At 39.4% G+C, this 24972-nt stretch carries 21 protein-coding genes and 1 other annotated feature; all 21 genes read left to right on the forward strand.

Going from position 1 to position 24972, the window contains the following annotated elements; translation table 11 throughout:
• Nucleotides 1-43: 43 nt before the first annotated feature.
• Complete coding sequence (locus QA584_RS01510; protein ID WP_278272760.1) at nt 44-1177, forward strand: hypothetical protein; 1134 nt, start codon at nt 44-46, stop codon at nt 1175-1177.
• A gap of 131 nt (nt 1178-1308) precedes the next feature.
• Nucleotides 1309-2367: an FAD:protein FMN transferase gene (locus tag QA584_RS01515; RefSeq protein WP_331487814.1), complete on the forward strand. Its 1059-nt coding sequence runs from the start codon at nt 1309-1311 to the stop codon at nt 2365-2367.
• A gap of 363 nt (nt 2368-2730) precedes the next feature.
• Nucleotides 2731-4050: an electron transport complex subunit RsxC gene (gene rsxC / locus QA584_RS01520; protein ID WP_278272762.1), complete on the forward strand. Its 1320-nt coding sequence runs from the start codon at nt 2731-2733 to the stop codon at nt 4048-4050.
• Between the two features lie 18 nt (nt 4051-4068).
• Nucleotides 4069-5073, forward strand: coding sequence for an RnfABCDGE type electron transport complex subunit D (locus QA584_RS01525; protein ID WP_278272763.1), 1005 nt, complete (start codon nt 4069-4071; stop codon nt 5071-5073).
• Entirely contained in the window at nt 5066-5704 is a 639-nt protein-coding gene (locus tag QA584_RS01530) for an RnfABCDGE type electron transport complex subunit G (RefSeq protein ID WP_278272764.1), read from the forward strand. Before QA584_RS01525 ends, QA584_RS01530 begins: the two co-directional genes overlap by 8 nt.
• Nucleotides 5705-5717: 13 nt before the next feature.
• A complete protein-coding gene (locus QA584_RS01535; RefSeq protein WP_331487815.1) occupies nt 5718-6485 on the forward strand; it encodes an electron transport complex subunit E in 768 nt (255 codons plus the stop codon).
• A 15-nt stretch (nt 6486-6500) separates the two neighbouring features.
• Nucleotides 6501-7076, forward strand: a complete 576-nt coding sequence (gene rsxA, locus QA584_RS01540) for an electron transport complex subunit RsxA (RefSeq protein ID WP_278272765.1) — start codon at nt 6501-6503, stop codon at nt 7074-7076.
• 33 nt (nt 7077-7109) lie between these two features.
• Entirely contained in the window at nt 7110-7967 is an 858-nt protein-coding gene (locus QA584_RS01545; RefSeq protein ID WP_278275097.1) for an RnfABCDGE type electron transport complex subunit B, read from the forward strand.
• A 137-nt stretch (nt 7968-8104) separates the two neighbouring features.
• Entirely contained in the window at nt 8105-8614 is a 510-nt protein-coding gene (locus QA584_RS01550) for a Gx transporter family protein (RefSeq protein ID WP_278272766.1), read from the forward strand.
• Nucleotides 8615-8890: 276 nt separating this feature from the next.
• Complete coding sequence (locus QA584_RS01555) at nt 8891-9910, forward strand: LacI family DNA-binding transcriptional regulator (protein ID WP_278272767.1); 1020 nt, start codon at nt 8891-8893, stop codon at nt 9908-9910.
• A 345-nt stretch (nt 9911-10255) separates the two neighbouring features.
• A complete protein-coding gene (gene rpmG, locus QA584_RS01560; RefSeq protein WP_161836870.1) occupies nt 10256-10405 on the forward strand; it encodes a 50S ribosomal protein L33 in 150 nt (49 codons plus the stop codon).
• Nucleotides 10406-10524: 119 nt separating this feature from the next.
• The gene (gene secE, locus QA584_RS01565; RefSeq protein ID WP_278275098.1) at nt 10525-10734 is read left to right on the forward strand and encodes a preprotein translocase subunit SecE; all 210 of its coding nucleotides are present in this window, start codon (nt 10525-10527) and stop codon (nt 10732-10734) included.
• A 15-nt stretch (nt 10735-10749) separates the two neighbouring features.
• Nucleotides 10750-11265, forward strand: a complete 516-nt coding sequence (gene nusG, locus QA584_RS01570) for a transcription termination/antitermination protein NusG (RefSeq protein WP_278272768.1) — start codon at nt 10750-10752, stop codon at nt 11263-11265.
• Between the two features lie 131 nt (nt 11266-11396).
• Nucleotides 11397-11822 carry a 50S ribosomal protein L11 gene (gene rplK / locus QA584_RS01575; RefSeq protein WP_278272769.1) on the forward strand — a complete coding sequence of 142 codons (426 nt, stop codon included), beginning with the start codon at nt 11397-11399 and terminating at the stop codon, nt 11820-11822.
• Between the two features lie 154 nt (nt 11823-11976).
• A complete protein-coding gene (gene rplA / locus QA584_RS01580; RefSeq protein ID WP_278272770.1) occupies nt 11977-12672 on the forward strand; it encodes a 50S ribosomal protein L1 in 696 nt (231 codons plus the stop codon).
• A 55-nt stretch (nt 12673-12727) separates the two neighbouring features.
• Nucleotides 12728-12862 (forward strand) — a sequence feature (ribosomal protein L10 leader region).
• A gap of 104 nt (nt 12863-12966) precedes the next feature.
• On the forward strand, nt 12967-13461 hold the full coding sequence (gene rplJ, locus QA584_RS01585) for a 50S ribosomal protein L10 (RefSeq protein ID WP_278272771.1): 495 nt from the start codon (nt 12967-12969) through the stop codon (nt 13459-13461).
• A gap of 80 nt (nt 13462-13541) precedes the next feature.
• Entirely contained in the window at nt 13542-13907 is a 366-nt protein-coding gene (gene rplL, locus QA584_RS01590) for a 50S ribosomal protein L7/L12 (RefSeq protein ID WP_278272772.1), read from the forward strand.
• A 745-nt stretch (nt 13908-14652) separates the two neighbouring features.
• On the forward strand, nt 14653-18483 hold the full coding sequence (rpoB, locus tag QA584_RS01595) for a DNA-directed RNA polymerase subunit beta (protein WP_278272773.1): 3831 nt from the start codon (nt 14653-14655) through the stop codon (nt 18481-18483).
• Nucleotides 18484-18622: 139 nt separating this feature from the next.
• Complete coding sequence (rpoC, locus tag QA584_RS01600) at nt 18623-22363, forward strand: DNA-directed RNA polymerase subunit beta' (protein ID WP_278275099.1); 3741 nt, start codon at nt 18623-18625, stop codon at nt 22361-22363.
• A gap of 570 nt (nt 22364-22933) precedes the next feature.
• Nucleotides 22934-23776, forward strand: a complete 843-nt coding sequence (locus QA584_RS01605) for a helix-turn-helix domain-containing protein (RefSeq protein ID WP_278272774.1) — start codon at nt 22934-22936, stop codon at nt 23774-23776.
• A gap of 121 nt (nt 23777-23897) precedes the next feature.
• On the forward strand, nt 23898-24971 hold the full coding sequence (locus QA584_RS01610; protein WP_278272775.1) for an ABC transporter substrate-binding protein: 1074 nt from the start codon (nt 23898-23900) through the stop codon (nt 24969-24971).
• Nucleotide 24972: the final 1 nt, after the last annotated feature.

Here is a 24972-nt window from a genome sequence, read left to right on the forward strand (position 1 = left end):
AGAGACGGATTGAAATAAAAAAAATTATCTAGGAGGATAAAAAATGAAAAAATTATCAGCTTTATTACTTAGCTTAATTCTGGTTGTTGTTATGGCTACCGGATGCGGCAAATCAAGCGAAACCAGTGGTGATTCAACAACAACACCTACAGTAGAACCTACAACAGCTGAATCAACAGAGGATGCTGCACCTACTGAAGCAGCAACGGAAGAAACAGCAGCACCTACAGAAACAAGTACAGGAAATCCGGCAAAAACCGGTCTTGCTGTTATCAATGACATAAGCTCATCTACAGATGCAACTGCAGATGCAGATGGTGTTAACCAGACTAATTCTGTTGTAGTAGCAGTATTAGTTGGTCAGGATGGAAAGATTCTGGATTGCAAACTTGATATGGCTCAGACAAAAATCAACTTCTCTAAAGAAGGTAAATTAACTACACCTGCTGAATCAACATTTAAGTCAAAACAGGAACTTGGAGCAGAATATGGAATGAAATCCGCTTCCGGTATTGGCAAAGAATGGTTTGAACAGGCTAATGCTTTTGCTGATTATGTAACAGGCAAAACAGTAGATGAAGTAAAAGGTATTACAATTAGTGACGAAGGAACAGCAGCAGATGCTGACTTAGCTTCCTCTGTAACAGTACATATCGGAGATTTCGTTGCTGCAGTAGAAAAAGCAGTTGCTAATGCACAGGATATCGGTGCAACAGATGCTGATAAACTTGGACTTGGCGTATCAACTAATATGGAAAACTCCAAAGATGCAACAGCAGATGCTCCTGGTGTAGCTCAGGCATATTCCTACTATGTAGTAACAACTTCTGATGCAGCAGGCAAAATCACAAGCTGTTTAATCGATGCATCTCAAGGTGTTGTTAACTTTGATACAACAGGTAAGATCACAAACGATATTACAGTTGCTCCTCAGACAAAAGATGAGTTAAAAGAAGCTTATGGTATGAAGAAAGCATCCGGTCTTGGTAAAGAATGGTATGAAGAAGCAAATGCATTTGCTCAGTATGCTGTTGGCAAGACTGTAGACGAATTAAAGGGAATCGCTGTTAATGAAGAAGGCGGTCCTACCATTGCTGACTTAACAAGCTCAGTAACTATCGATATCAGAAACTTCGTAACATCTATCGATAAAGCGATTGCAAACTCAGCACAGTAATTACAATATTACGATGTAGTTTAATACGTTACATTGGGGCTGCTGCAGGTCATAAATTTATGATTTATGCAGCAGCCCTATTTTCATGAAAAGTTAGCCGGCCTGTCGGTTACTGATATGAGGTGATTAATTTGAGCAGGAAATTACTAGCATGTTTATTGTCCATAGTTTTTGTCTTTAATCTGACTGCCTGCCACACAACGAAACTAAAACGTTTTGATGCAAGCTTCCTGGAACTTTTTGATACGGTAACAACCATTACGGGATATGCCAGTGACAAGGAAGAATTCACGAAATATGCCCAGATGATATACGATAACTTAAAGGTCTATCATCAGCTCTATGATATATACAATGATTATGATGGAATTAACAATATTAAAACCATTAATGAAAATGCCGGAATAAAACCGGTTAAAGTTGACAAGAAAATTATAGATATGCTTACCTTTGCCAAGGAAGGATATGAACTTACCGGCGGGCAGATGAACGTAGCCTTCGGTGCCGTTCTCAGTGTTTGGCATGATTACCGCACCAGTGGGGTAAATGACCCCGCTAATGCCAAACTGCCTCCTATGGATGTCCTAAAAGAAAGAGCAAAGCATACAGATATCAATAAGGTAATCATCAATGAAAAAGATTCAACCGTATACCTTGAGGATCCCGAAATGAGTCTGGATGTCGGTGCAGTTGCCAAAGGATATGCTACGGAACAGGTAGCAAAGTATGCTTATGAACAGGGCTTTAAAAGCGGATCCATCAGTGTTGGCGGTAATGTCCGTACCTTGGATTCCAAAGCGGATACCAAAGAACCCTGGAGTATCGGCATTCAAAATCCTGATTTGGAAAGTAAGGATAAATATTTATATATATTAAATCTGAAGAATATGTCGTTGGTTACCAGCGGTGTATATGAGCGGTATTATACGGTAAACGGCAAACAATATCACCACATAATTGATCCCGATACCCTGATGCCTGCAGAAGGCTATTTATCCGTATCCATTGTTACCAAGGATTCTGGTATGGCAGACTGTCTTGCTAAAATAATTAATATGCCTTTTAAAGAGGGGCTTCAGTTAATTGAATCCATACCGGATACCGAAGCCTTATGGGTGTTTCAAAATGGTGAGGTGAAATACAGCTCGCATTTTGAATCTTATATTAAGACTTCTTATATAAAACAATAAAAATAACTGAGAAGTTTGAATAATTAAAAAATAATTTAAAATGAATGGTCTGGAATATGGATTATGTATTGTTCAGACTTTGTGCAAAGTACACGGGATGGCTGCCGATTGGAAGGCAGCTGTCTATTTATAGGGACTTAGGACAAAGTATGATAAAAATAATCCGCTTTCCGGGCTTAAATTTTATGCCGAAATAGTAATGAAAACACATCAAAATATTATCCAGAACATGGTAAAGGTATAAGGCTCCATAAAAAAAACTACAAAAATCATTGGTTTTATGTTAGTATTATATTACGTGACTAATTCAGTCCGGAATTAAGTTGTGATTTAATAAAATAATACAGAAAGAAGGCTAGTAATATGGGAACAGCGACATTTAAAGGCGGAATTCATCCCTATGAAGGCAAGGATCTGTCGAAAGACAAGCCGACTACAGTTTTAATGCCAAAGGGTGATATGGTATTTCCAATGGCACAGCATATTGGTAAACCGGCAATGCCGCTTGTATCTAAGGGTGATTATGTACGGATGGGCCAAAAAATCGGAGAAGCAGACGGCATGGTTTCAGCGAATATTATCAGTTCCGTATCGGGAACGGTAAAGGCAGTTGAACCCAGAATGACAGTATCCGGAGCAATGGTATTATCTGTAATTATTGAAAATGATAATAATTACAGTGCTATTGAAGGCTTGGGAGAACAAAGAGATTATACCAAATTAAGCAAATCCGAAATAAGAGATATCATAAAAGAAGCCGGTCTTGTAGGACTTGGAGGAGCAGCATTTCCTACCCATGTAAAATTAACTCCGAAAGATGATAACAAAATTGATTATGTTATCGTCAATGCTGCGGAATGTGAGCCGTATTTAACATCGGATTACCGGATGTTAATGGAAGAACCTGAGAAAATTGCAAGCGGGCTTAAAATCGAACTTAGTTTATTCCCTAATGCCAAAGGAATTATTGCAATTGAAGATAACAAACCCGATGCCATTATAAAGATGCAGGAAGTGGTTAAAAATGAACCAAGAATTGAGGTTAAAGCGTTAAAAACTAAATATCCTCAAGGCGGGGAACGTTGGCTGATCTCTGCTTGTACCGGACGTAGAATCAATTCCTCCCTGCTTCCTTTGAATGTGGGATGCATTGTTAATAATGTAGATACTATAATCTCAATCCATATGGCTGTGGCGGAATCTACACCATTAATGAGAAGAATCGTAACCGTAACCGGTGATGCTGTAAAAGATCCCCGTAACTTTATTGTAAAAACAGGAACAAACTTTAGCGAGCTTATAGAAGCTGCAGGCGGTTTTACCAGAGAGCCGGAAAAGATAATTTCCGGAGGTCCCATGATGGGTCAGGCATTATATTCGCTGGATATTCCCGTAACAAAAACCTCATCTGCCATATTAGCATATGGAAGAGACAGGGCGGCCAAAATGCAGCCAGCTGCCTGTATCCGCTGCGGCAGGTGCGTAGAGGCCTGTCCGAGCCGTATCGTGCCACAGAAGCTGTATGAATATTCTATTCGTTTTGATGGCGAGAGTTTTGAAAAGTATAATGGAATGGAATGCTGTGATTGTGGATGCTGTACTTTTGTATGCCCTGCAAAGCTGAATCTAAATCAGTCATTTAAAGAAATGAGAGCAAGCATACTAAATAACAGAAAAAAGTAAAAGAAAGAGGTGCCGACCTTGAATAAATTGTATAATGTGTCCGCTTCTCCCCATACAAGAAGCCGGACAACAACCGCGACGATCATGCAGGATGTTACCATTGCATTAATTCCTGCCAGTATCTTTGGAATTTTTAATTTTGGGATGAATGCCCTATTAATAATTTTAACTTCTATTGTGACCAGTGTTTTGACAGAATATATATATGAAAAGGCCATGAAAAAGCCTTTAACCACCGGAGACTTCAGTGCGGTTGTAACCGGTTTATTACTGGCACTTAATCTATCACCTACCGTTCCCTTGTGGATTCCCGTAATAGGAAGTATATTTGCAATCTTGGTAGTTAAAATGCTTTATGGCGGCATTGGACAGAATTTTATGAATCCAGCGTTGGCTGCCAGGTGCTTTTTATTAATCAGTTTTGCAGGAAGAATGAATAATTATGTAATTGAACAGGTAAGCGGATCTGCTTCCACCCCCAAGATATTCCAATACTTGAGTAAAGGAGTCGTTGCAATTGACGGTATATCCGGTGCAACGCCCCTTGCATCCTTAAGAGCTGGAGAAACAGTTGATCTTCTTAACTTATTCATAGGCAAAACCGCAGGAACCATAGGTGAAACCAGTGTTGCTGCCATATTAATTGGTGGTATCTATCTTTTGCTTAGAAAAGTAATTACCTGGAGAATACCGGTTTTATATCTTGCGTCTTTTTCCGTCTTTGTCCTGCTTTTTGGGGGCAGAGGTTTTAATATGAATTTTCTTATAGGACATCTCTTTGGCGGCGGACTTATGTTAGGTGCCTTCTTCATGGCAACCGACTATTCAACCAGTCCGATTACAAGGATGGGGCATGTTGTTTATGGCATTATACTTGGTATTATGACGGGAGTATTCCGTTTATTTGGAGCCTCACCGGAAGGAGTTTCCTTTGCCATTATATTCTGTAATATGCTGGTGCCTTTAATAGAGAAGGTAACACTTCCAAACATGTTTGGAAAGGAGGCAAAAGCCAATGAGTAAAGAAGCGAATGCAAAGAAAAGCGGTACGATTTTAAAAGATGCGGCTATCTTGTTTATTATAACCTTAATTGCTGGTTTTGCCTTAGGATTTGTACATGAAATTACCCTTCCGGCGATAGAAGCTCAACAGCTTCAGGCTAAGATGGAAGCCTATCGTACTGTATTTCCTGGTGCAGCCGAATTCACGGAAGAAGATATACTTAAAGAAAAACTATTAGCGGCACCTGAGTTACTTACCTCAAAAGGATACACCAATATAACAATCGATGAAGCACTATCTGCCACCGATGAAAATAATAACAAACTGGGATATGTAGTCGTAGTTACTACACAGGAGGGGTATGGCGGAGCAATTACATTATCCCTTGGTTATACCTTAGACGGCACTGTTAATGGAATCGAACTCTTATCCATGAACGAAACAGCCGGGCTTGGTGCAAAAGCCAGTGGTAAAGAATTTAAGAGTCAATTCGCAGAGAAAAAAGTGACGGAATTTGCCTATACCAAGACCGGAGCAAAAAGTGATAATGAGATAGATGCTCTAAGCGGTGCAACGATTACCACCAGAGCCGTTGTTAATGCAGTGAATTCAGGATTATGCTTCATAGCGGACCTGAAAAATGGAAACTAAAGGAGGGGACAGGATGAGTAATAATAACGAGAACACTAACAATAAAAAGACAGATAAACCAAATTACATGGAACCGTTAATAAACGGACTGATAAAAGAGAATCCTACTTTTATCTTAATGCTGGGTTTATGTCCAACCTTAGCCGTAACCACCTCCGCAAGTAATGCTATAGGCATGGGGTTATCTTCCACAGCCGTACTTATTATGTCGAACTTATTAATATCTCTATTAAGAAATATAATTCCGGATAAAGTAAGAATGCCTTCCTACATTGTAATTGTTGCGTCCTTTGTAACGATAGTACAGTTCCTGTTACAAGGATATGTACCTGCTATTTATGATTCCCTGGGTATCTATATACCGCTTATTGTAGTAAACTGTATTATCCTCGGAAGAGCGGAAGCCTATGCCAATAAGCATTCTGTCGGGTTATCCGTAATGGACGGTATTGGAATGGGTCTTGGCTTTACCGTGGGACTTCTCTTAATTGGTATGTTCAGGGAAATCCTTGGCAATGGCACAATCTTTAATATACAGGTTATGCCAAAATCCTATGAACCTGCCATTATATTCATACTGGCCCCAGGTGCTTTCTTTGTCCTGGCCGTACTGACGGCATTGCAGAATAAATTTCAGTTAAAGTCTGCCACCAACGGATCAGCGCCTAGCTCTAATCTTGCCTGCGGAGGAGACTGCCAGGCTTGTGGCGGGATTTCCTGTATGGTGAACAGAGAGAAACTGGAAATAGAAAAAATAAATGAAAACACAGAGAAAAAATAAGGAGGAAGGATTTAGATGGGAGAATTATTACTGATATTTATAGGATCTGCCCTTGTCAGCAATGTCGTGCTAAGTCAGTTCCTTGGCTTATGTTCCTTTGTAGGCGTTTCAAGAAAAATAAAGACAGCAGCAGGAATGGGTTTTGCAGTAGTATTTGTTATGACTATCGCTTCAATCTGTGCAAGTTTAATCTACCGGTTCATTTTGATACCAAGCGGTTTGGAATATTTACAGACTATCGTATTTATATTAGTTATCGCCGCTTTGGTGCAATTTGTTGAAATGGTAATCAAGAAATACAGCCCTGCGCTATACAATGCTCTGGGTGTATATCTTGCCCTTATAACTACCAATTGTGCCGTACTGGGTGTAGCCCTGATCAATGTTAAAAAAGACTATGGCATTATTACCAGTGTGGTAAACGGAGTGGGAACAGCAGCCGGATACCTGATTGCAATTGTACTCTTAGCTGGAATACGTGAGCGGATCGAGAACAATGATATAACCAAATCCTTTCAGGGAATGCCCATAGTTTTAATAACTTCTGGACTTATGGCTATTGCTTTTTTCGGATTCTCTGGTTTATTATAGGAGGAGGAAGATATGAATTTAAATCTGATAGTAATGCAGGATATCGTTAACAATTTTCCGATCCTTGCACTGAATTTTAAGGGAGTAGGTATCGCAACACTATTAATTAGTGTAACCGGAATTATAATCGGAATTTTTCTGGGTGTAGCGGCAAAAAGGCTGGAAGTTGAAGTGGATGAAAAAGAACTGCTGGTGCGTGAACTCTTACCAGGTAATAACTGCGGGGCCTGCGGTTATCCGGGATGCGATAATCTGGCCCAGGCAATTGCCTCCGGTAATGCACCGGCCAACGCCTGTCCTGTGGCAAATAGTAAAGCCCATGAAGGAATTGCCGAGGTAATGGGTACTAATATAGAAGAGGGTGAAAAACAGGTGGCATTTGTAAAATGTGCCGGAACCTGCGATAAAACCAAAGTGAAATACAATTACTATGGAATTCCTGATTGTAAAAAAGCTGCCTTTACCCCAGGTAAAGGACCAAAACAATGCGGCTACGGCTGTACCGGCTTTGGTTCCTGTGTAAAGGTCTGCCAGTTTGATGCTATTCATGTAATAGATGGCGTGGCGGTTGTTGATAAAGAAAAATGTACTTCCTGCGGTTTATGTATTAAGGAATGCCCCAATCATTTAATTGAACTAGTACCATATGAAACCGGTCATTTTGTACGCTGCAACTCCAAAGATAAAGGCAAGGACGTTAAGGCAGCCTGCAGTATCGGCTGTATCGGCTGTATGATGTGCGTAAAGGCCTGCGAGTTCGAGGCAGTGACTGTTGAGAATAATCTTGCCCGTATTGATTATGCCAAATGCACCAACTGCGGCAAATGTGCCCAGAAGTGTCCGACTAAAGTCATCCTTGGGGAATTGAAGGAGAAAAACATCAGTGCTTAAAAGTGTAAAAGCTTAAACAGACAGGGTAGAATACAGAGCTGTTGCACGATATTTCTTTCAGGATAAATGGTAACAGCTCCTGTACTCTTGTCCATAAGAATGGGGAAAAAGGGAGTTTACGAAAGGAAGTAACTGGAATGAGGAATTCTAGATCAAAAAGGATTGCCTTATATGGCATGTTTGTTGCCCTGGCTTTTGTTTTTAGTTATATAGAAGTATTAATTCCCTTCTCGGCGGTAGGAGTTCCTGGTTTTAAGCTTGGACTTGCTAATATAGTGGTACTCACGGCATTGTATGCCATGGGGGCAAAAGAAGCGTTTGTAATATCATGTATCCGTATTGTTCTGGTAGGATTTACCTTTGGCAATATGTTCAGTATCTTGTACAGCCTGGCAGGAGGACTATTAAGCTGGGGGGTTATGTGCCTTTGTAAAAAGATAAAATCCTTAAGCATTGCAGGTGTCAGCATAGCCGGAGGTATCAGCCATAATATTGGTCAGATCGTTGTGGCAGCTATCGTGCTGCAGACAAAAAGTATCGGTTATTACTTACCCGTACTGCTTATATCTGGTACAGTAACCGGACTGTTAATTGGACTTCTTGGGGGTTGGATATTAAAAGTACAAATAAAAATATTTAACTCATAAAGGGAAAATGGTATTAAAAGTGTGAAGAAAAGCATCTTCACAAGAGTTAAGATACTTAACACTGGAAGAACTTCAAAATGAAATCAAGGAATTTCATAATCAGCTTCTTCTATTGTTTGAGATGCTGCTTCTGCAGCATCGTGGCGGGAAGGTTGAAAGAAAATATAAGAATTGAAGGGATGCCACTATACGATTCTTCCAACCTGTGAAACTTGTTTCACATTTTATATGTGGCAGTATCACAAGAAGACTTGCGATATGCAGCGGGTATAAAAAATGGCAACAATTAAAGATCTTTCATTAAGATGCGGTGTGTCAGTTTCAACGGTCAGTAAGGCATTAAACGGTTATCAGGACATCAGTGAAGCAACAAGAGAAAGAATATTAAAAGCAGCCAATGATGCAGGCTATTTTCCAGATGCCAATGCCAGGGCCTTAAAGATGAAGAAAACCTATAATATTGGTGTTTTATTTTCCACCATGTCAAAACACGGATTAAGGAATGAATATTTCGCCCACATACTGGCATCCTTTAAAGAAAAAGCAGCAAAACGGGGTTATGATATAACTTTCATTGAACATAATATAGGTAATCGTAAGATGACTTATCTGGATCATTGCCGTTACCGGAATTTTGATGGTGTATTTATTGCCTGTGCAGAATTCGGCGAAGCGGAGGTATTGGAACTGGTGAACAGTGATTATCCGGTGGTGACGATAGACCATGCCTTTAATGAAGCAATATCAGTATTGTCTGATAATGCTGACGGAATGAGGCAGTTAACCCAGTATATCATCGATCAGGGACATAAAAAGATAGCCTATATCCACGGGACGAAATCCTCTGTAACCCATAACCGCCTGGTAGGCTTTCATAATGTATTAAAAGAAAATGGAATCTCCATTCCCGATGAATATTTTGTGGAAGGCATTTATCGCAGCGCGGAGTCCTCGGAGGAACTTGCCCTAAAGCTTCTTAAGCTTCCCAATCCGCCGACCTGTATTCTGGCCTCTGATGACTATGCGGCCCTTGGGGTAATGAATACTGCCAGAAGATTAGGTATTAAAATACCGGAGGACATCTCGGTGGCAGGGTATGACGGTATCTCAGTGGCTCAGGCCCTGGAACCCAAACTTACCACGGTGAAACAGGATACAGATAAGATTGGTACGGAAGCAGCCAAGCAGTTAATCAATCTCATTGAAAGTCCAATGACTACATCTCTTGATAACATTTATCTTAAAGTCCAGCTGGTTAAGGGAGCGTCTGTCAAGAACTTAAATGAAAACAGATAAAAAGCGGATTCAGACAGTTATTTAACGGTTAATTATTTACGGCGCAAGTCCGTAAATAATTTAACCCAGACAGCAAGTAAAGAGGACTTCATGTTTAATTTACATTCTATTATTAATTTTTTCTTGAAATATAGAGAGCAAAGTATTATAATAATAGAGCACTTTAAAAAAAATATTGACGTACGGGATAGAGTATGTTATATTAGACTAGCGATGGAAGAGGTCTTTTTTTTATGCCTAAAAACCCAGTGTACTGTTGTTTTACGAAATACTTAAGCAATAACTTAATTTATAAAGTAAAATGAAAGTCCACATAATTTAAAATTTAAGCGGAGGTGGATAGTTGTGCGCGTAAAGATCACATTGGCATGTACAGAATGTAAACAACGTAATTATAACATGACAAAGGAAAAGAAAACACATCCAGACAGAATGGAAACAAAGAAATATTGTAAGTTCTGCAAGTCACACACATTACACAAAGAAACAAAATAAAATGTCTAATCTTCTATACAAGCAGAGAAACACTATAAAGGATTTATAAGCATAAGGCATCTTTGCAAGATGGTTTAGGCAGCTTTATAACTGCATTGTTAAGAAAGGAAAGTGAAAACATGGGAGAAACTGCTAATACCACAGAGAAAGCTCCAAAGAAAAGTTGGTTTAAAGGTCTGAAAGCTGAATTTAATAAGATAGTATGGCCTGACAAAGAATCACTAGCGAAGCAGTCAGTGGCAGTCATTGTAATATCCGTAATTTTAGGTGTAATAATCTCTATACTGGATTTGGGTATTAAATATGGTATAGATGTTCTTATCAAATAGGATATAGGTGATTATATGTCAAAGACGAATTGGTACGTTGTTCATACTTACTCAGGATATGAGAATAAGGTTAAAGCCAACATTGAGAAAACAATTGAAAACAGAAAACTTCAAGATCAGATCTTAGAGGTTTCCGTTCCGCTTCAGGATGTTATCGAAGTGAAGAACGGCGTTAAGAAAAAAGTTCAGAAGAAGATGTTCCCTGGATATGTTTTACTTAACATGGAAATGAACGACGATACTTGGTACGTAGTTCGTAATACGAGAGGCGTTACAGGCTTTGTCGGTCCCGGATCCAAACCAGTTCCCTTAACGGATTTAGAGATGAAATCCATGGGAATCAAAAAAGACGATGTTGTGATAGACTTTGAATTGGGTGATGCCGTAGAAGTTATTTCCGGTGTGTGGGAGAATACAACCGGTATCATCAAGCAGATTAATACGCATAAGCAGATCGTCACAATCAGTGTAGATATGTTTGGTCGTGAAACTCCTGTCGAAATAAGTTTCACAGATATCAAAAAAATGTAGTGGCTTTTAAGTCGCTATAGTTACAGAATGTAGACAAAAAACATCCGGATACTAATTTTTCCGTTGCAAAACCAATCCGGATGGTGGGAGGGCAATCCCGATAAGACCACAATTTTAGGAGGTATGCTATAATGGCAAAGAAAGTTACAGGTTATATTAAATTACAAATCCCTGCTGCAAAGGCTACACCAGCTCCACCGGTTGGACCAGCTTTAGGTCAGCACGGTGTTAACATTGTACAATTTACAAAAGAATTCAACGCAAGAACAGCAGATCAAGAAGGAATGATTATTCCTGTTGTAATTACAGTATATCAGGACAGAAGCTTCAGCTTTATCACAAAGACTCCGCCTGCTGCAATTCTTTTAAAGAAAGCATGTAACCTTAAGTCTGGTTCCGCTACACCGAATAAGACAAAGGTTGCTACAATCACTAAAGCAAAAGTTAAGGAAATAGCAGAACTTAAGATGCCTGACTTAAATGCAGCAAACATTGATTCAGCTATCAGCATGATATCCGGTACTGCAAGAAGTATGGGAATCACAGTAGTTGACTAAGATATCGTAATACTGTGGGAGGGTAATGGTTGCAAGACAACCAGTGGCAGCACAGCAACAGTGGCTGTAGCCGCCATGAAAAATTGCGAAGCAATTTTTTAAGCATAAACGCAGTTTATGCTACTCCCGATACTACCACTAGGAGGTTAATAGAATGAAAAGAGGAAAAAAATACGCTGAAGCTGCCAAGCTTATCGACAGAGCTACTTTTTATGATGCAGCAGACGCAATTAGTTTAGTTAAAAAATCAGCAGTTGCTAAATTCGATGAAACAGTAGAAGCACACATCAGACTTGGTGTTGATGGACGTCATGCTGACCAGCAGGTTCGTGGTGCGGTAGTATTACCTCACGGAACTGGTAAAACTGTTAAAGTGCTTGTATTCGCAAAAGGCGATAAAGTTGCAGAAGCAGAAGCAGCCGGAGCAGATCACGTTGGCGGTGACGAATTAGTACCTAAGATCCAGAATGATGGATGGTTAGATTTCGACGTTGTAGTTGCAACTCCTGATATGATGGGTGTTGTAGGTCGTTTAGGACGTGTACTTGGACCGAAAGGCTTAATGCCTAACCCGAAAGCAGGTACTGTTACCATGGATGTAACAAAAGCTGTTAAAGATATTAAAGCAGGTAAGATCGAGTACAGATTAGACAAAACAAATATTATTCATGTGCCGTTGGGAAAAGCTTCTTTTAGCGAAGATCAATTAGCGGACAACTTCCATACGCTGATCGGTGCAATCAATAAAGCAAAACCATCTGCTGCAAAAGGACAATATCTTAAGAGCGTTACCTTAGCTTCCACTATGGGACCTGGTGTTAAATTAAACACAGCTAAATTAAGCCAGTAATTTTGCAAAAGAAAATTTTATTTATGGTTGACACTATAATAGATTAATGTTATACTTTTGAATGCAATAACTGCCGAAGACAGTAGGTGCCGTAAGGCATAAGGTGAAAACGCCTACCGAGGGATAAGAATCTTTAGATGACTTATGAAGTCCCTTACTGTTTTTCAGTAAGGGACTTTTTTAGGAATATCCTGATAGAGAACGTGTTGTAAAGCAGTGAAGCAGATAGATAAGCTTATCTAAACGTGAATGCGGTCATGCATTTATGTAAAATCTATAAGGAGGTGTACTAGAATGGCAAAAGTAGAATTAAAACAACCTATCGTTGACGAAATTAAAGGTTATGTAAAAGACGCAAAGGCAGTTGTGGCTGTAGACTACCGTGGACTTACTGTAGAAGAAGATACAAAACTTCGTAAACAGTTAAGAGAAGCAGGTGTTGTATATAAGGTTTACAAGAATACATTGTTAAAGCGTGCATTTGAAGGAACAGAATACGAAGCATTGACCAAACATTTAGAAGGACCAACAGCTATCGCTTTCGGTCTTGAAGATGCAACAGCTCCTGCAAGAATCATTAACGATGCAATAAAGACTGCTCCTAAATTAGAGTTTAAAGCTGGTGTTGTTGACGGAACTTACTACGATGAAAAAGGTATTCAGATTATCGCAACAATCCCTTCAAGAGAAGTACTTATTTCCAAATTACTTGGAAGTTTACAGTCTCCTATTACCAACTTCGCTCGTGTTCTTAAGCAAATCGCTGAGAAACAAGAGGAAGTAGCATAAGGAATGTCATAACGGAATGTTATGGACAAAGATAGAATAATAGAATAACAGTAAAACAAATATAAACGGAGGTATTTAAAATGACAACTCAAGAATTTATTGAAGCTATTAAGAGCTTAACAGTATTAGAATTAAATGATTTAGTAAAAGCATGTGAAGAAGAATTTGGTGTATCTGCAGCAGCAGGCGTAGTAGTAGCAGGTCCTGCAGCAGGTGGAGCAGCAGAAGAAGAAAAGACTGAATTCGACGTAGAATTAACAGACGTTGGTCCTAACAAAGTTAAGGTTATCAAAGTTGTTCGTGAAATCACTGGCCTTGGCTTAAAAGAAGCAAAAGATCTTGTTGATGGAGCTCCTAAGACACTGAAAGAAGCAGCATCCAAAGATGAATCAGCTGATATCAAAGCTAAGCTTGAAGCTGAAGGCGCTAAAGTTACAATTAAGTAATTTATGCCTTATAATGAAGTCTGTCTCATATGTATTTGGGACAGACTTTTTATTTATTTATAGGAAAGTTCTCCGAACTTACCTATAAATAAAAAGCCTTCCAGGCAGGATGCGCATGACGCACATGACGCACTTAAGGAAGATTGTCACTGTCGTGACAGCGCGTCAGCGCTAGAGTCTGGCGAGCCAGACTCTTTGTTCTACTGGAAAATTCTCCGAACTATCCGGTAAAATAAAAGTACTTTGTGAAGGCTGCGTATTAGATTTAAGAAAAAGGTATCACGGATGTGACAGCTGTTAGGGTTAGAGTCTGACTCGTCATATTATTTGCTCCGCTTATTTTAGTAATCAATTCATACTATAATATAATTCGTGAAAAGGCAGGGGTTCCGGTATAGAGCTGGTATTTTTGGGCAAACAATATAATTAAGGGATAATTTGCATAAATTCATGCTGAAATAGAAAAAGTCAACAAAAATATGTTGACATCTTGAAAACCTTGTGATAATATGAAAGATGCACTATTGTGCTGTGATATGCCTACAACATCTATTATAGCACATATATGGGAAAATGAAAAGTATTTTCACAAAATTATTCTATAATATTTCTAAATATGATAATTGGAAGTAAAAGTGGGCTATTTCTTGGAAATATTTATGGGATTCAGACGATGGAATTTATCCGGGCAGATGTCAGGATAAAAGCCACATGCTAAATAAAATTTCAAGGGGTGAAAACGTCAATGGATAAAAACAGGATACGTCCAATCAAAGTTGGTAACGGCGTAAGAATGAGCTACTCGAGGCAAAAAGAAGTATTGGAAATGCCAAATCTTATTGAAGTTCAGAAAAACTCATATCAGTGGTTTTTAGATGAAGGACTGAAAGAAGTATTTGAAGACATTTCTCCTATCGAAGATTACAGCGGTCACTTAAGCTTAGAGTTTGTGGATTTTGTGCTGTGTGAAGATGATGTGAAATATTCAATTGAAGAGTGCAAGGAAAGAGATGCAACTTATGCAGCTCCACTTAAAGTTAAAGTCAGACTTCACAACAAAGAGAACGATGAAATCAATGAGCACGATATTTTTATGGGCGATTTACCATTAATGACAGAGACTGGAACTTTCGTTATTAACGGTGCCGAAAGAGTTATCGTTAGCCAGTTAGTACGTTCCCCCGGGATCTATTTTGCAATTGGACATGATAAAATCGGTAAAAAACTGTATTCCTCAACTGTAATACCAAACCGTGGAGCTTGGCTTGAGTATGAAACAGATTCCAATGATATTTTCTATGTTCGTGTAGACCGTAACAGAAAGGTGCCCATTACCGTTCTGATTCGTGCACTTGGTATAGGAAGTAATGTTGAGATACAGGAGTTATTTGGTGAAGAACCTAAAATTGTAGCAAGTATAACAAAAGATCCATCTGATAATTATCAGGATGGTTTACTTGAATTATATAAAAAATTACGTCCCGGTGAACCGCTTTCCGTAGAAAGTGCAGAATCCTTAATCAACAGCATGTTCTTTGACCCTAGAAGATATGATCTTGCTAAGGTTGGCCGCTTTAAGTTCAACAAGAAGCTGGCCCTTAAAAACCGTGTCGTTGGTTTTACTTTGACAGAAGACGTAATTAATAAAGAAACCGGAGAGATCATTGCAGAAGCCGGCACCGTGATTACGGAACAGATTGCAAGAGAAATTCAGAATGCTGCTGTTCGTTCTATTGTTGTACAAGCGGAAGAACGTAATGTAAAAGTTCTGTCAAACTTAATGGTTGACTTAGCTTATTATGTTGATGTCGATAAAGAAGAACTCGGTGTTACGGAAGAAGTATATTATCCCGTATTAAAAGGTATTTTGGATGAGTTTAAGAATATAGAAGATATTAAGACTGCAATTAAGAAAAATATCAATGAATTAATACCTAAACATATAACAAAAGAAGACATTATTGCATCTATCAATTACAATATCCATTTGGAATATGGTATTGGTAATGCAGATGATATAGACCATTTAGGAAACAGAAGAATCAGGGCAGTTGGTGAATTACTGCAGAATCAGTACAGAATCGGTCTTTCCAGAATGGAACGTGTGGTAAGAGAACGTATGACTACACAGGATTTGGAAGGCGTAAGCCCTCAGTCTTTAATTAATATTAAGCCTGTAACTGCCGCAGTGAAGGAATTCTTTGGAAGTTCCCAGTTGTCACAGTTTATGGATCAGCATAATCCCTTAGGTGAATTAACTCATAAGAGACGTTTATCCGCTTTGGGACCGGGTGGTTTGTCCCGTGACCGTGCAGGTTTCGAGGTTCGAGATGTTCACTATACCCATTACGGCAGAATGTGCCCTATCGAGACGCCAGAAGGTCCTAACATCGGTCTGATTAACTCCCTTGCTTCTTATGCAAGGATTAATGAGTACGGATTTATTGAAGCGCCTTATCGTAAAGTTGACAAAACAGATCCAGCAAATCCGAAAGTAACAGATGAAGTTGTTTATCTGACGGCAGATGAAGAAGATAAGTATGTTGTAGCGCAGGCAAACGAACCTTTGGATGAAAACGGATACTTTATTGGAACTAACATATCCGGTCGTTATAAAGAGGATACCTCTGAGTTTGAAAAGTCCAAGATTGATATGATGGACGTTTCCCCTAAGATGGTATTTTCCGTGGCAACAGCCATGATTCCATTCCTTGAGAATGATGATGCGAACCGTGCGTTAATGGGTTCTAACATGCAGCGTCAGGCCGTTCCGCTATTAATTACCGAATCACCGGTAGTTGGAACTGGTATTGAGATGAAGTCTGCAGTTGACTCCGGTGTCTGCGTGGTTTCCAAAAAATCAGGTACTGTAGAAAAATCTACCAGCAAGGAAATTGTTATTAAGAATGAGGATGGAACTAAGACTTCCTATAAATTGTTAAAATTCTCAAGAAGTAATCAGGGAACCTGTATCAACCAGAGACCAATTGTGTTCAAAGGTGACAAGGTGGATGCCGGTCAGGTTATTGCTGACGGACCTTCTACTTCGGAAGGTGAATTGGCACTTGGTAAGAATCCGTTAATCGGATTTATGACCTGGGAAGGTTATAACTACGAAGATGCTGTACTTTTAAGCGAAAGACTGGTACAGGAGGATGTTTATACTTCTGTCCATATCGAAGAATATGAAGCAGAATCCAGGGATACAAAACTGGGACCGGAAGAAATCACAAGAGATGTTCCCGGTGTTGGTGATGATGCCCTTAAGGATCTGGATGAAAGAGGTATCATAAGAATCGGTGCAGAAGTACGTGCCGGAGATATCTTAGTTGGTAAAGTTACGCCCAAGGGTGAAACTGAACTGACTGCAGAAGAAAGACTTTTACGTGCAATTTTCGGTGAAAAAGCAAGAGAAGTAAGAGACACTTCTTTAAGAGTTCCTCATGGTGAATATGGTATTATTGTTGATGCGAAAGTATTTACCAGAGAAAATGGTGATGAATTGTCACCAGGTGTAAATCAGACCGTACGTGTATATATTGCACAGAAGAGAAAAATCCAGGTTGGTGATAAGATGGCCGGCCGTCACGGTAATAAGGGTGTAGTATCCCGTGTATTACCTGCTGAGGATATGCCGTTTTTACCAAACGGAAGACCTCTTGATATTGTATTAAATCCCTTGGGCGTGCCTTCCCGTATGAATATCGGTCAGGTACTGGAAATCCATTTAAGTCTTGCTGCAAAAGCACTTGGAATTAAAGTTGCTACACCGGTATTTGATGGTGCCAACGAGTTTGATATTATGGATACCCTGGAATTAGCCAATGATTATGTCAATGAAGAATGGGATACTTTTGAAGAAAAGTATAAAGATGTTTTAGACCCGGATATCCTTGATTATTTAGATAATAACAAAGCTTACAGAGAAGAGTGGAAGGGCGTTCCTATTAACCGTGACGGTAAAGTTAGACTTCGTGACGGACGTACCGGAGAATTCTTTGACGGCGCTGTAACCGTAGGTTTCATGCATTACTTAAAACTTCACCACTTGGTAGATGATAAGATCCATGCACGTTCTACCGGTCCTTACTCCTTAGTAACACAGCAGCCTCTCGGCGGTAAAGCCCAGTTTGGTGGACAGAGATTCGGTGAAATGGAAGTTTGGGCACTGGAAGCATACGGTGCTGCATATACACTACAAGAAATATTAACAGTAAAATCCGATGATGTTACCGGACGTGTTAAGACCTATGAAGCAATTATCAAAGGTGAAAACATCTCCGAACCTGGAATTCCTGAGTCCTTTAAGGTACTCCTTAAGGAATTACAGTCATTGGCACTGGATGTTATTGTATTGGATGAAAATGGTCAGGAAGTTAAGATGACAGAGAATATAGATTACGGCGATGGAGATTTAACACCATTAATCGAAGGCGACAACAACTTCAGATACGATGAAGATTACAGTGACGCCGGCTACCGTGAAACAACTGCGGAAGAGGAAGAAAGTTTCTTTGATTCCTTTGAAGAGGATACGGTTGAGATAAGTGATATGGACGATGACCTTGACGACTAAATAAGACCGGAGAAGTCAGGATAGGCAGTAAAGCTGTCTGTTCCTGACCATCCCCGGATACCAGGCATCCGTTATAGCTGATGTCGAATGCAAAAAAGCGGATAAAGCAATCCGTTACTATGAAAGGGAGTGCCAGATGATGCCAGAAGTAGTAAACAATGAAACTATCGGGGAAATTACCTATGACGCGATTAAAATTGGCTTAGCTTCTCCTGAGAAAATCAGAGAATGGTCAAGAGGTGAAGTGAAAAAGCCTGAGACAATAAACTACAGAACCTTAAAACCGGAAAAAGACGGTTTATTCTGTGAGAAAATATTCGGACCCAGTAAAGACTGGGAGTGTCACTGCGGTAAATACAAGAAGATCAGATATAAGGGTGTAGTATGTGACCGCTGCGGTGTTGAAGTTACCAAAGCAAGTGTCCGCAGGGAACGTATGGGTCATATTGAACTTGCAGCACCAGTATCCCATATATGGTATTTTAAAGGAATTCCAAGCAGAATGGGTCTTATTTTAGACTTATCTCCCAGGACCTTGGAAAAAGTACTTTATTTTGCAGCTTATATCGTTTTGGATAAAGGCAGCACAGATTTACAGTACAAACAAGTTTTAAATGAAAAAGAATACAGAGAAGCCTATGAAAAATATGGCAACAAGTTCCGTGTAGGAATGGGTGCCGAAGCAATTCAGGAGCTTTTACTTGCCATTAATCTGGAAGCAGAATCTGCGGACCTGAAGAAAGGTCTAAGAGATTCCACCGGTCAAAAAAGAGCAAGAATCATCAAAAGACTTGAAGTAGTAGAAGCCTTCAGAGAATCCGGCAACAGACCTGACTGGATGATCTTATCCGTAGTACCGGTTATCCCTCCGGATTTAAGACCAATGGTACAATTAGACGGTGGTCGTTTTGCGACTTCCGATATGAATGATTTATACAGAAGAATTATTAACCGTAACAACCGTTTAAAGAGACTTTTAGAACTTGGCGCACCGGATATTATTGTGCGTAATGAAAAGAGAATGCTTCAAGAAGCAGTGGATGCCCTTATAGATAACGGCAGAAGAGGCAGACCGGTTACCGGACCAGGAAACCGTGCATTAAAATCCCTATCTGATATGTTAAAGGGTAAACAAGGACGTTTCCGTCAGAACTTACTTGGTAAACGTGTTGACTACTCTGGACGTTCCGTTATCGTAGTAGGACCGGAATTAAAGATTTATCAGTGCGGTCTTCCCAAAGAAATGGCAATCGAATTATTTAAACCTTTCGTTATGAAAGAATTAGTTGCCAGGGGAACTGCTCATAATATAAAATCAGCAAAAAAGATGGTTGAAAGACTTCAGTCTGAGGTTTGGGATGTATTAGAAGAAGTAATCAGAGAACATCCGGTTATGCTAAACCGTGCCCCAACCCTTCACAGACTTGGTATCCAGGCATTTGAACCCGTATTAGTAGAAGGTAAGGCTATTAAGCTTCACCCTCTGGTTTGTACTGCTTTTAACGCCGACTTTGACGGTGACCAGATGGCTGTCCATCTGCCTTTATCTGTAGAAGCACAGGCAGAATGCCGATTCTTATTACTGTCTCCGAATAACTTGTTAAAGCCTTCAGATGGTGCACCGGTTGCCGTTCCTTCACAGGATATGGTACTTGGTATCTATTACCTGACTTTACAAAAACCTGGCGATATGGGTGAAGGTCACTGCTTTAAGAGCGTAAATGAAGCAATTCTCGCTTATGAGAATGGTGCTATTACTCTTCATGCCTTAATTAAAGTAAGGAAATCCGGTATGAACAATGATGGTGTAATGGAAACCAGAACCATTGAATCCACGTTAGGCCGGTTAATCTTTAATGAGATTATCAGTCAGGATTTGGGTTTTGTTGACCGTACAAAGCCAGAAAACTTCTTAGTGCCGGAAGTTGACTTCCATGTAGGCAAAAAGCAGTTAAAGAAGATTCTTGAGAAGTGCATCAATACTCATGGTGCTACTAAGACTGCTGAAACTTTGGATGCAATCAAAGCCTTAGGATATAAATATTCCACAAGAGCTGCCATGACGGTTTCTATTTCCGATATGACAGTGCCGCCTCAGAAGAAAACCATTATTGCGGATGCGGAAAAGAGAGTGGAAGAAATCTCTAAGAACTTCCGCCGTGGTCTTATGACGGAAGATGAAAGATATAAAGCAGTTATTGATACCTGGAAAGTTGCCGATGATGATATTACGGATGCACTTTTAACTGGTCTTGATAAATATAACAATATATATATGATGGCTGACTCTGGTGCCCGTGGTTCCGATAAGCAGATTAAACAGCTTGCCGGTATGCGTGGACTTATGGCGGATACCTCCGGTCGTACTATCGAGTTGCCTATTAAATCCAACTTCCGTGAAGGACTTGACGTATTGGAATACTTTATTTCTGCCCATGGTGCCAGAAAAGGTCTCTCCGATACCGCACTTCGTACCGCCGATTCCGGATACTTAACCCGTCGTCTTGTAGACGTATCCCAGGACTTAATTATTCGTGAAGTAGACTGCTGCGAAGGCAAAGAAACTCCTGGTATGTGGATTAAAGCTTTTACCGATGGAAATGAAGTAATCGAAAGTCTGGAAGAACGTATCACCGGAAGATATTCCTGTGAAACCATTGCAGATGATAATGGCGAAGTAATCGTAAAAGCCAATCACATGATTACACCAAGAAGAGCAGCCAGAATCGTTGCAACCCAGAAAGTACAGGAAGCTGGTTTTAATGCAAAGATTAAGATTCGTACGATTCTTACCTGTAAATCCCATATCGGTGTATGTGCAAAATGTTATGGCGCCAACATGGCAACCGGCGAAGCAGTACAGGTTGGTGAAGCGGTAGGTATTATTGCGGCTCAGTCTATCGGTGAACCCGGTACACAGCTTACCATGCGTACCTTCCATACCGGTGGTGTTGCGGGTGATGATATCACACAGGGTCTTCCCCGTGTCGAAGAACTTTTTGAAGCCAGAAAGCCTAAGGGTCTTGCAATTATCGCTGAATTCGGCGGTGTTGTAACCATTAAAGATACAAAGAAAAAACGTGAAGTAATTGTAACCAATGAGGAAACCGGCGAATCTAAAGCTTACTTAATTCCTTACGGTTCCAGAATCAAAGTTTTAGACGGCGATATACTGGAAGCTGGTGATGAATTAACAGAAGGTAGTGTTAATCCTCATGATATTTTAAAGATTAAAGGTGTTCGTGCCGTTCAGGATTATATGATTCAGGAAGTACAGCGAGTATACCGTTTACAGGGTGTTGAAATTAACGATAAGCACATTGAGGTTATCGTACGCCAGATGCTTAAGAAGATCCGTATTGAAAACAGCGGTGATTCCGAATTATTACCTGGTAAGTTAGTGGATACTCTGGACTTTGATGATATCAATGAAAAGCTGGAATCCGAAGGCTTACCAATTGCAGAAGGTAAACAGGTAATGCTTGGTATTACCAAAGCATCCTTAGCTACGAATTCCTTCCTATCTGCCGCCTCCTTCCAGGAGACTACGAAAGTCTTAACAGAAGCTGCTATTAACGGAAAAATTGATCCACTGATCGGTCTTAAGGAAAATGTTATTATTGGTAAATTAATTCCTGCAGGTACCGGTATGAAGAGATACCGTTCCGTAAAATTAGACAGTGATATGGATGAGGAATTATTAATCTCTGAAGATTTCGAAGATGATGACTATGAAAACTTCCATTATTCTGAGTCTGGAATGGATGACATTGACGGTATTGAGGTTGATGAATTTGATGACGAGGAAGAGTTAATGGACGAAGACTTTGAAGATGAAGAAGAATTTGTTGCAGAAAGTTATTCAGAGAATAACGATTAATAAAATTGGTTTTAGTTTATGTATAGATTGTTAATTTAAAAGAGAAATCCGTTCGGAGATGAAAGTTTTTATCATTTCTGAGCGGATTTTTTCATTAATTCAAGGTTTAATTTATTTTTTTATTTATTAAAGAATTCTTATAAGCAATTTGAAAGTACATTCAGTGAATGTAAAATATAATAAATTATACTTCTGCCTGAAATATTCATGGCGATAAATAACAATAGATTTCTATCTCTATTAAATTAATTATATTTTATAAACCTATTAAATGATATGACTTTTAATTATACTAAAACTAGGTACTTGCAAAATTTCTGGAAACATAGTAATATCAAGGAGTTAGCTATGTCTAACCTGACAATAACACTACTTAATGTTTTCTATATTAGGCAATTGCGAAACTCTATTATTGTATCTATCTACCATGCAATTAATGCAATTTCAGAGCTGAATCTTGCCTAAAGGGCAACTGAAGCTCTGAAATTCGTATTAATTGTATGGCAGATTCAGAAAACTAAATAGTTTCGCACTTACCAAAATGTCTTCTATATATAAGAAAGGAGAGTCATGGATTTTGATTTAAATGAAATAATCCAGTCTGTTGCAAAAGCAAACATTGAACTGTATGACATATACTGCGTAACCATACTTCCTGGGGGTAAATCCTTAAATAGAACTACTTCTCAAGGGGTCTGTGGAATTGTGGTTCCGCTTAAAGGTAAGGCCAGGTTTACTATAGACCGGCATCCCGTTGAATTAAAACCCGGAGTCATTTTGCATGCCGGCTCAGGAATAGAACTGGATAAGGAAGTTCTGGGAAACTCGGAATGGAAATATATACTGCTTCACTATAAATTAAATGGAGAAGATAGTGCCAAAAAGCATCTGGAAACAAGTAATTTTACGTTTCATATTGGTTTAAATAAAAGCCTGGAATTAGAACCAAAGTTGCAAAAACTTTTAAAACTGCAGGAGGAGAGAGGACCTATGAGCGGTTTAAAAAGCAAAACCCTGCTTTATGCATTTTTAGAGAAGTTACTGCAAGCAGCCAGAGAAACTATGTTTGCCTCAAAGGAAGAAACGATGGATTTCATTTTAGATTATATTGAGAATAACCTGGATAAGCCGTTAAGTATATCCCAACTGGCAGAAAAGGCAGGTGTGGACTCCAGGCAGTTTTATTACCTGTTTTTAAAAAGAATGGGAATGTGTCCGAAGAAATATCTGATACAATGCAAGGTTAAGCGCGCAAAAGAACTTTTAGAGGATGAAAATTATTCCATAACCCGGATATCTGCAATGGTGGGATATGAAGATGCTCTGCATTTCAGCCGAATTTTCAAGAAGAATACTGGCATCTCCCCAAGTCATTACCGAAATAATTTTGAAAAAAATCCATGGCGGATTTGAAAAAAACCTATTCTACAATTCCTGAAGGTATGTTATATTTTATGAGTCTAATGAGAATGAAAATCATAATCAGTGTAACGTGTCGAAGAAAGGAATACCACAAGGTATATAGGTGTTTAATATGAAAAAACTAATCAGGTTAATGATAACAACAGCAATGATAGCAGTTTTTGCGGCGGGATGTGGTAAAGAAAGCAGCAAGATAACCACAACTGAGGGAGTGAAAACAGATCAGGAAGCTTCTGAGGATGGAGAAACCGAAGGGGCTTTGGAAAAAGGTACAACAAAAGAGGATACTGGGCCAGCGGGTACAGAGGATCAAGCTACCCAGGAAGATAGCGGTGTACCGGCAAAAAGATATCCCTATACCTATGTAGATGTATCCGGGAGAGAAGTTATCCTTGAGAAGGAACCGGTAAAAATTGCAACGGATTATCTGCCACTTTGGGAGACCTTACTTTTACTTGATATAACGCCGGTTGCTGCATCCGGTGCAGAAAATTACCTGGCTACCTGGGATCCTTTTCAGGATCTTAATATGGGAGAGATAATAGACCTTGGTTCTTCTGAGGTAAATCTGGAGCTGTTATTAGAGCTTCAACCGGATGTATTCTTACATCAGGTAGCGGATCCAAGCAATATTGATGTTGCCAATTTTGAAAAGATTTCACCTGTAGCGGTATTTGGCCCCGAAACGAAGATGGATTGGAGGTTAAGCCTCCGTGAAGTCGGTAAACTGGTCGGAAGAGAAGAAAAAGCAGAAGAAGTAATAGCTGAGTTTGATAAAAAAATAGCGGATTCCAGGGAAAAATTACAGGGAAAATATGAAGGACAGACAGTTTTTCAGATGTCTTTAATGGATGTGGATAAATACTACTGCTCATACCGTCCTGTTTTATATGATAAGAAAGCAGGACTTGGTTTGACTGCCCCGGAAGGTCACACTACGTCAGAAAATTATGAGCAGGTATCTATGGAAGCTATAGTAGCAATGAATCCGGATTATATTTTTGTTAACGTTTTTGATGGAGATGAAGCAATTTATGAAGAACTTACAAATAATTCTGTATGGAAGTCATTAAAAGCAGTGCAGGCAGACCATGTAGTAAAGCTTGACGGGGCTGGTCATGCCAATAGCGGACTGGCAATGCAATACACCATTAATAAAATCGTAAACGCACTTTTGATTGAATAAG

The sequence above is a fragment of the Anaerocolumna sp. AGMB13025 genome (assembly GCF_029689925.1).
Lineage (GTDB): Bacteria > Bacillota > Clostridia > Lachnospirales > Lachnospiraceae > Anaerocolumna.

Excerpts from the sequence above, each read along its gene's own strand:
- rsxC (WP_278272762.1), top strand. The coding sequence starts at position 2,731 with ATGGGAACAGCGACATTTAAAGGCGGAATTCATCCCTATGAAGGCAAG.
- rplJ (WP_278272771.1), top strand. The coding sequence starts at position 12,967 with ATGGCAAAAGTAGAATTAAAACAACCTATCGTTGACGAAATTAAAGGT.
- nusG (WP_278272768.1), top strand. The coding sequence starts at position 10,750 with ATGTCAAAGACGAATTGGTACGTTGTTCATACTTACTCAGGATATGAG.
- QA584_RS01605 (WP_278272774.1), top strand. The coding sequence starts at position 22,934 with ATGGATTTTGATTTAAATGAAATAATCCAGTCTGTTGCAAAAGCAAAC.
- rplK (WP_278272769.1), top strand. The coding sequence starts at position 11,397 with ATGGCAAAGAAAGTTACAGGTTATATTAAATTACAAATCCCTGCTGCA.
- rpoC (WP_278275099.1), top strand. The coding sequence starts at position 18,623 with ATGCCAGAAGTAGTAAACAATGAAACTATCGGGGAAATTACCTATGAC.
- rpoB (WP_278272773.1), top strand. The coding sequence starts at position 14,653 with ATGGATAAAAACAGGATACGTCCAATCAAAGTTGGTAACGGCGTAAGA.
- rsxA (WP_278272765.1), top strand. The coding sequence starts at position 6,501 with ATGGGAGAATTATTACTGATATTTATAGGATCTGCCCTTGTCAGCAAT.
- QA584_RS01610 (WP_278272775.1), top strand. The coding sequence starts at position 23,898 with ATGAAAAAACTAATCAGGTTAATGATAACAACAGCAATGATAGCAGTT.
- rplL (WP_278272772.1), top strand. The coding sequence starts at position 13,542 with ATGACAACTCAAGAATTTATTGAAGCTATTAAGAGCTTAACAGTATTA.
- QA584_RS01510 (WP_278272760.1), top strand. The coding sequence starts at position 44 with ATGAAAAAATTATCAGCTTTATTACTTAGCTTAATTCTGGTTGTTGTT.
- QA584_RS01555 (WP_278272767.1), top strand. The coding sequence starts at position 8,891 with ATGGCAACAATTAAAGATCTTTCATTAAGATGCGGTGTGTCAGTTTCA.
- QA584_RS01550 (WP_278272766.1), top strand. The coding sequence starts at position 8,105 with ATGAGGAATTCTAGATCAAAAAGGATTGCCTTATATGGCATGTTTGTT.
- rplA (WP_278272770.1), top strand. The coding sequence starts at position 11,977 with ATGAAAAGAGGAAAAAAATACGCTGAAGCTGCCAAGCTTATCGACAGA.
- QA584_RS01530 (WP_278272764.1), top strand. The coding sequence starts at position 5,066 with ATGAGTAAAGAAGCGAATGCAAAGAAAAGCGGTACGATTTTAAAAGAT.
- QA584_RS01535 (WP_331487815.1), top strand. The coding sequence starts at position 5,718 with ATGAGTAATAATAACGAGAACACTAACAATAAAAAGACAGATAAACCA.
- QA584_RS01545 (WP_278275097.1), top strand. The coding sequence starts at position 7,110 with ATGCAGGATATCGTTAACAATTTTCCGATCCTTGCACTGAATTTTAAG.
- secE (WP_278275098.1), top strand. The coding sequence starts at position 10,525 with ATGGGAGAAACTGCTAATACCACAGAGAAAGCTCCAAAGAAAAGTTGG.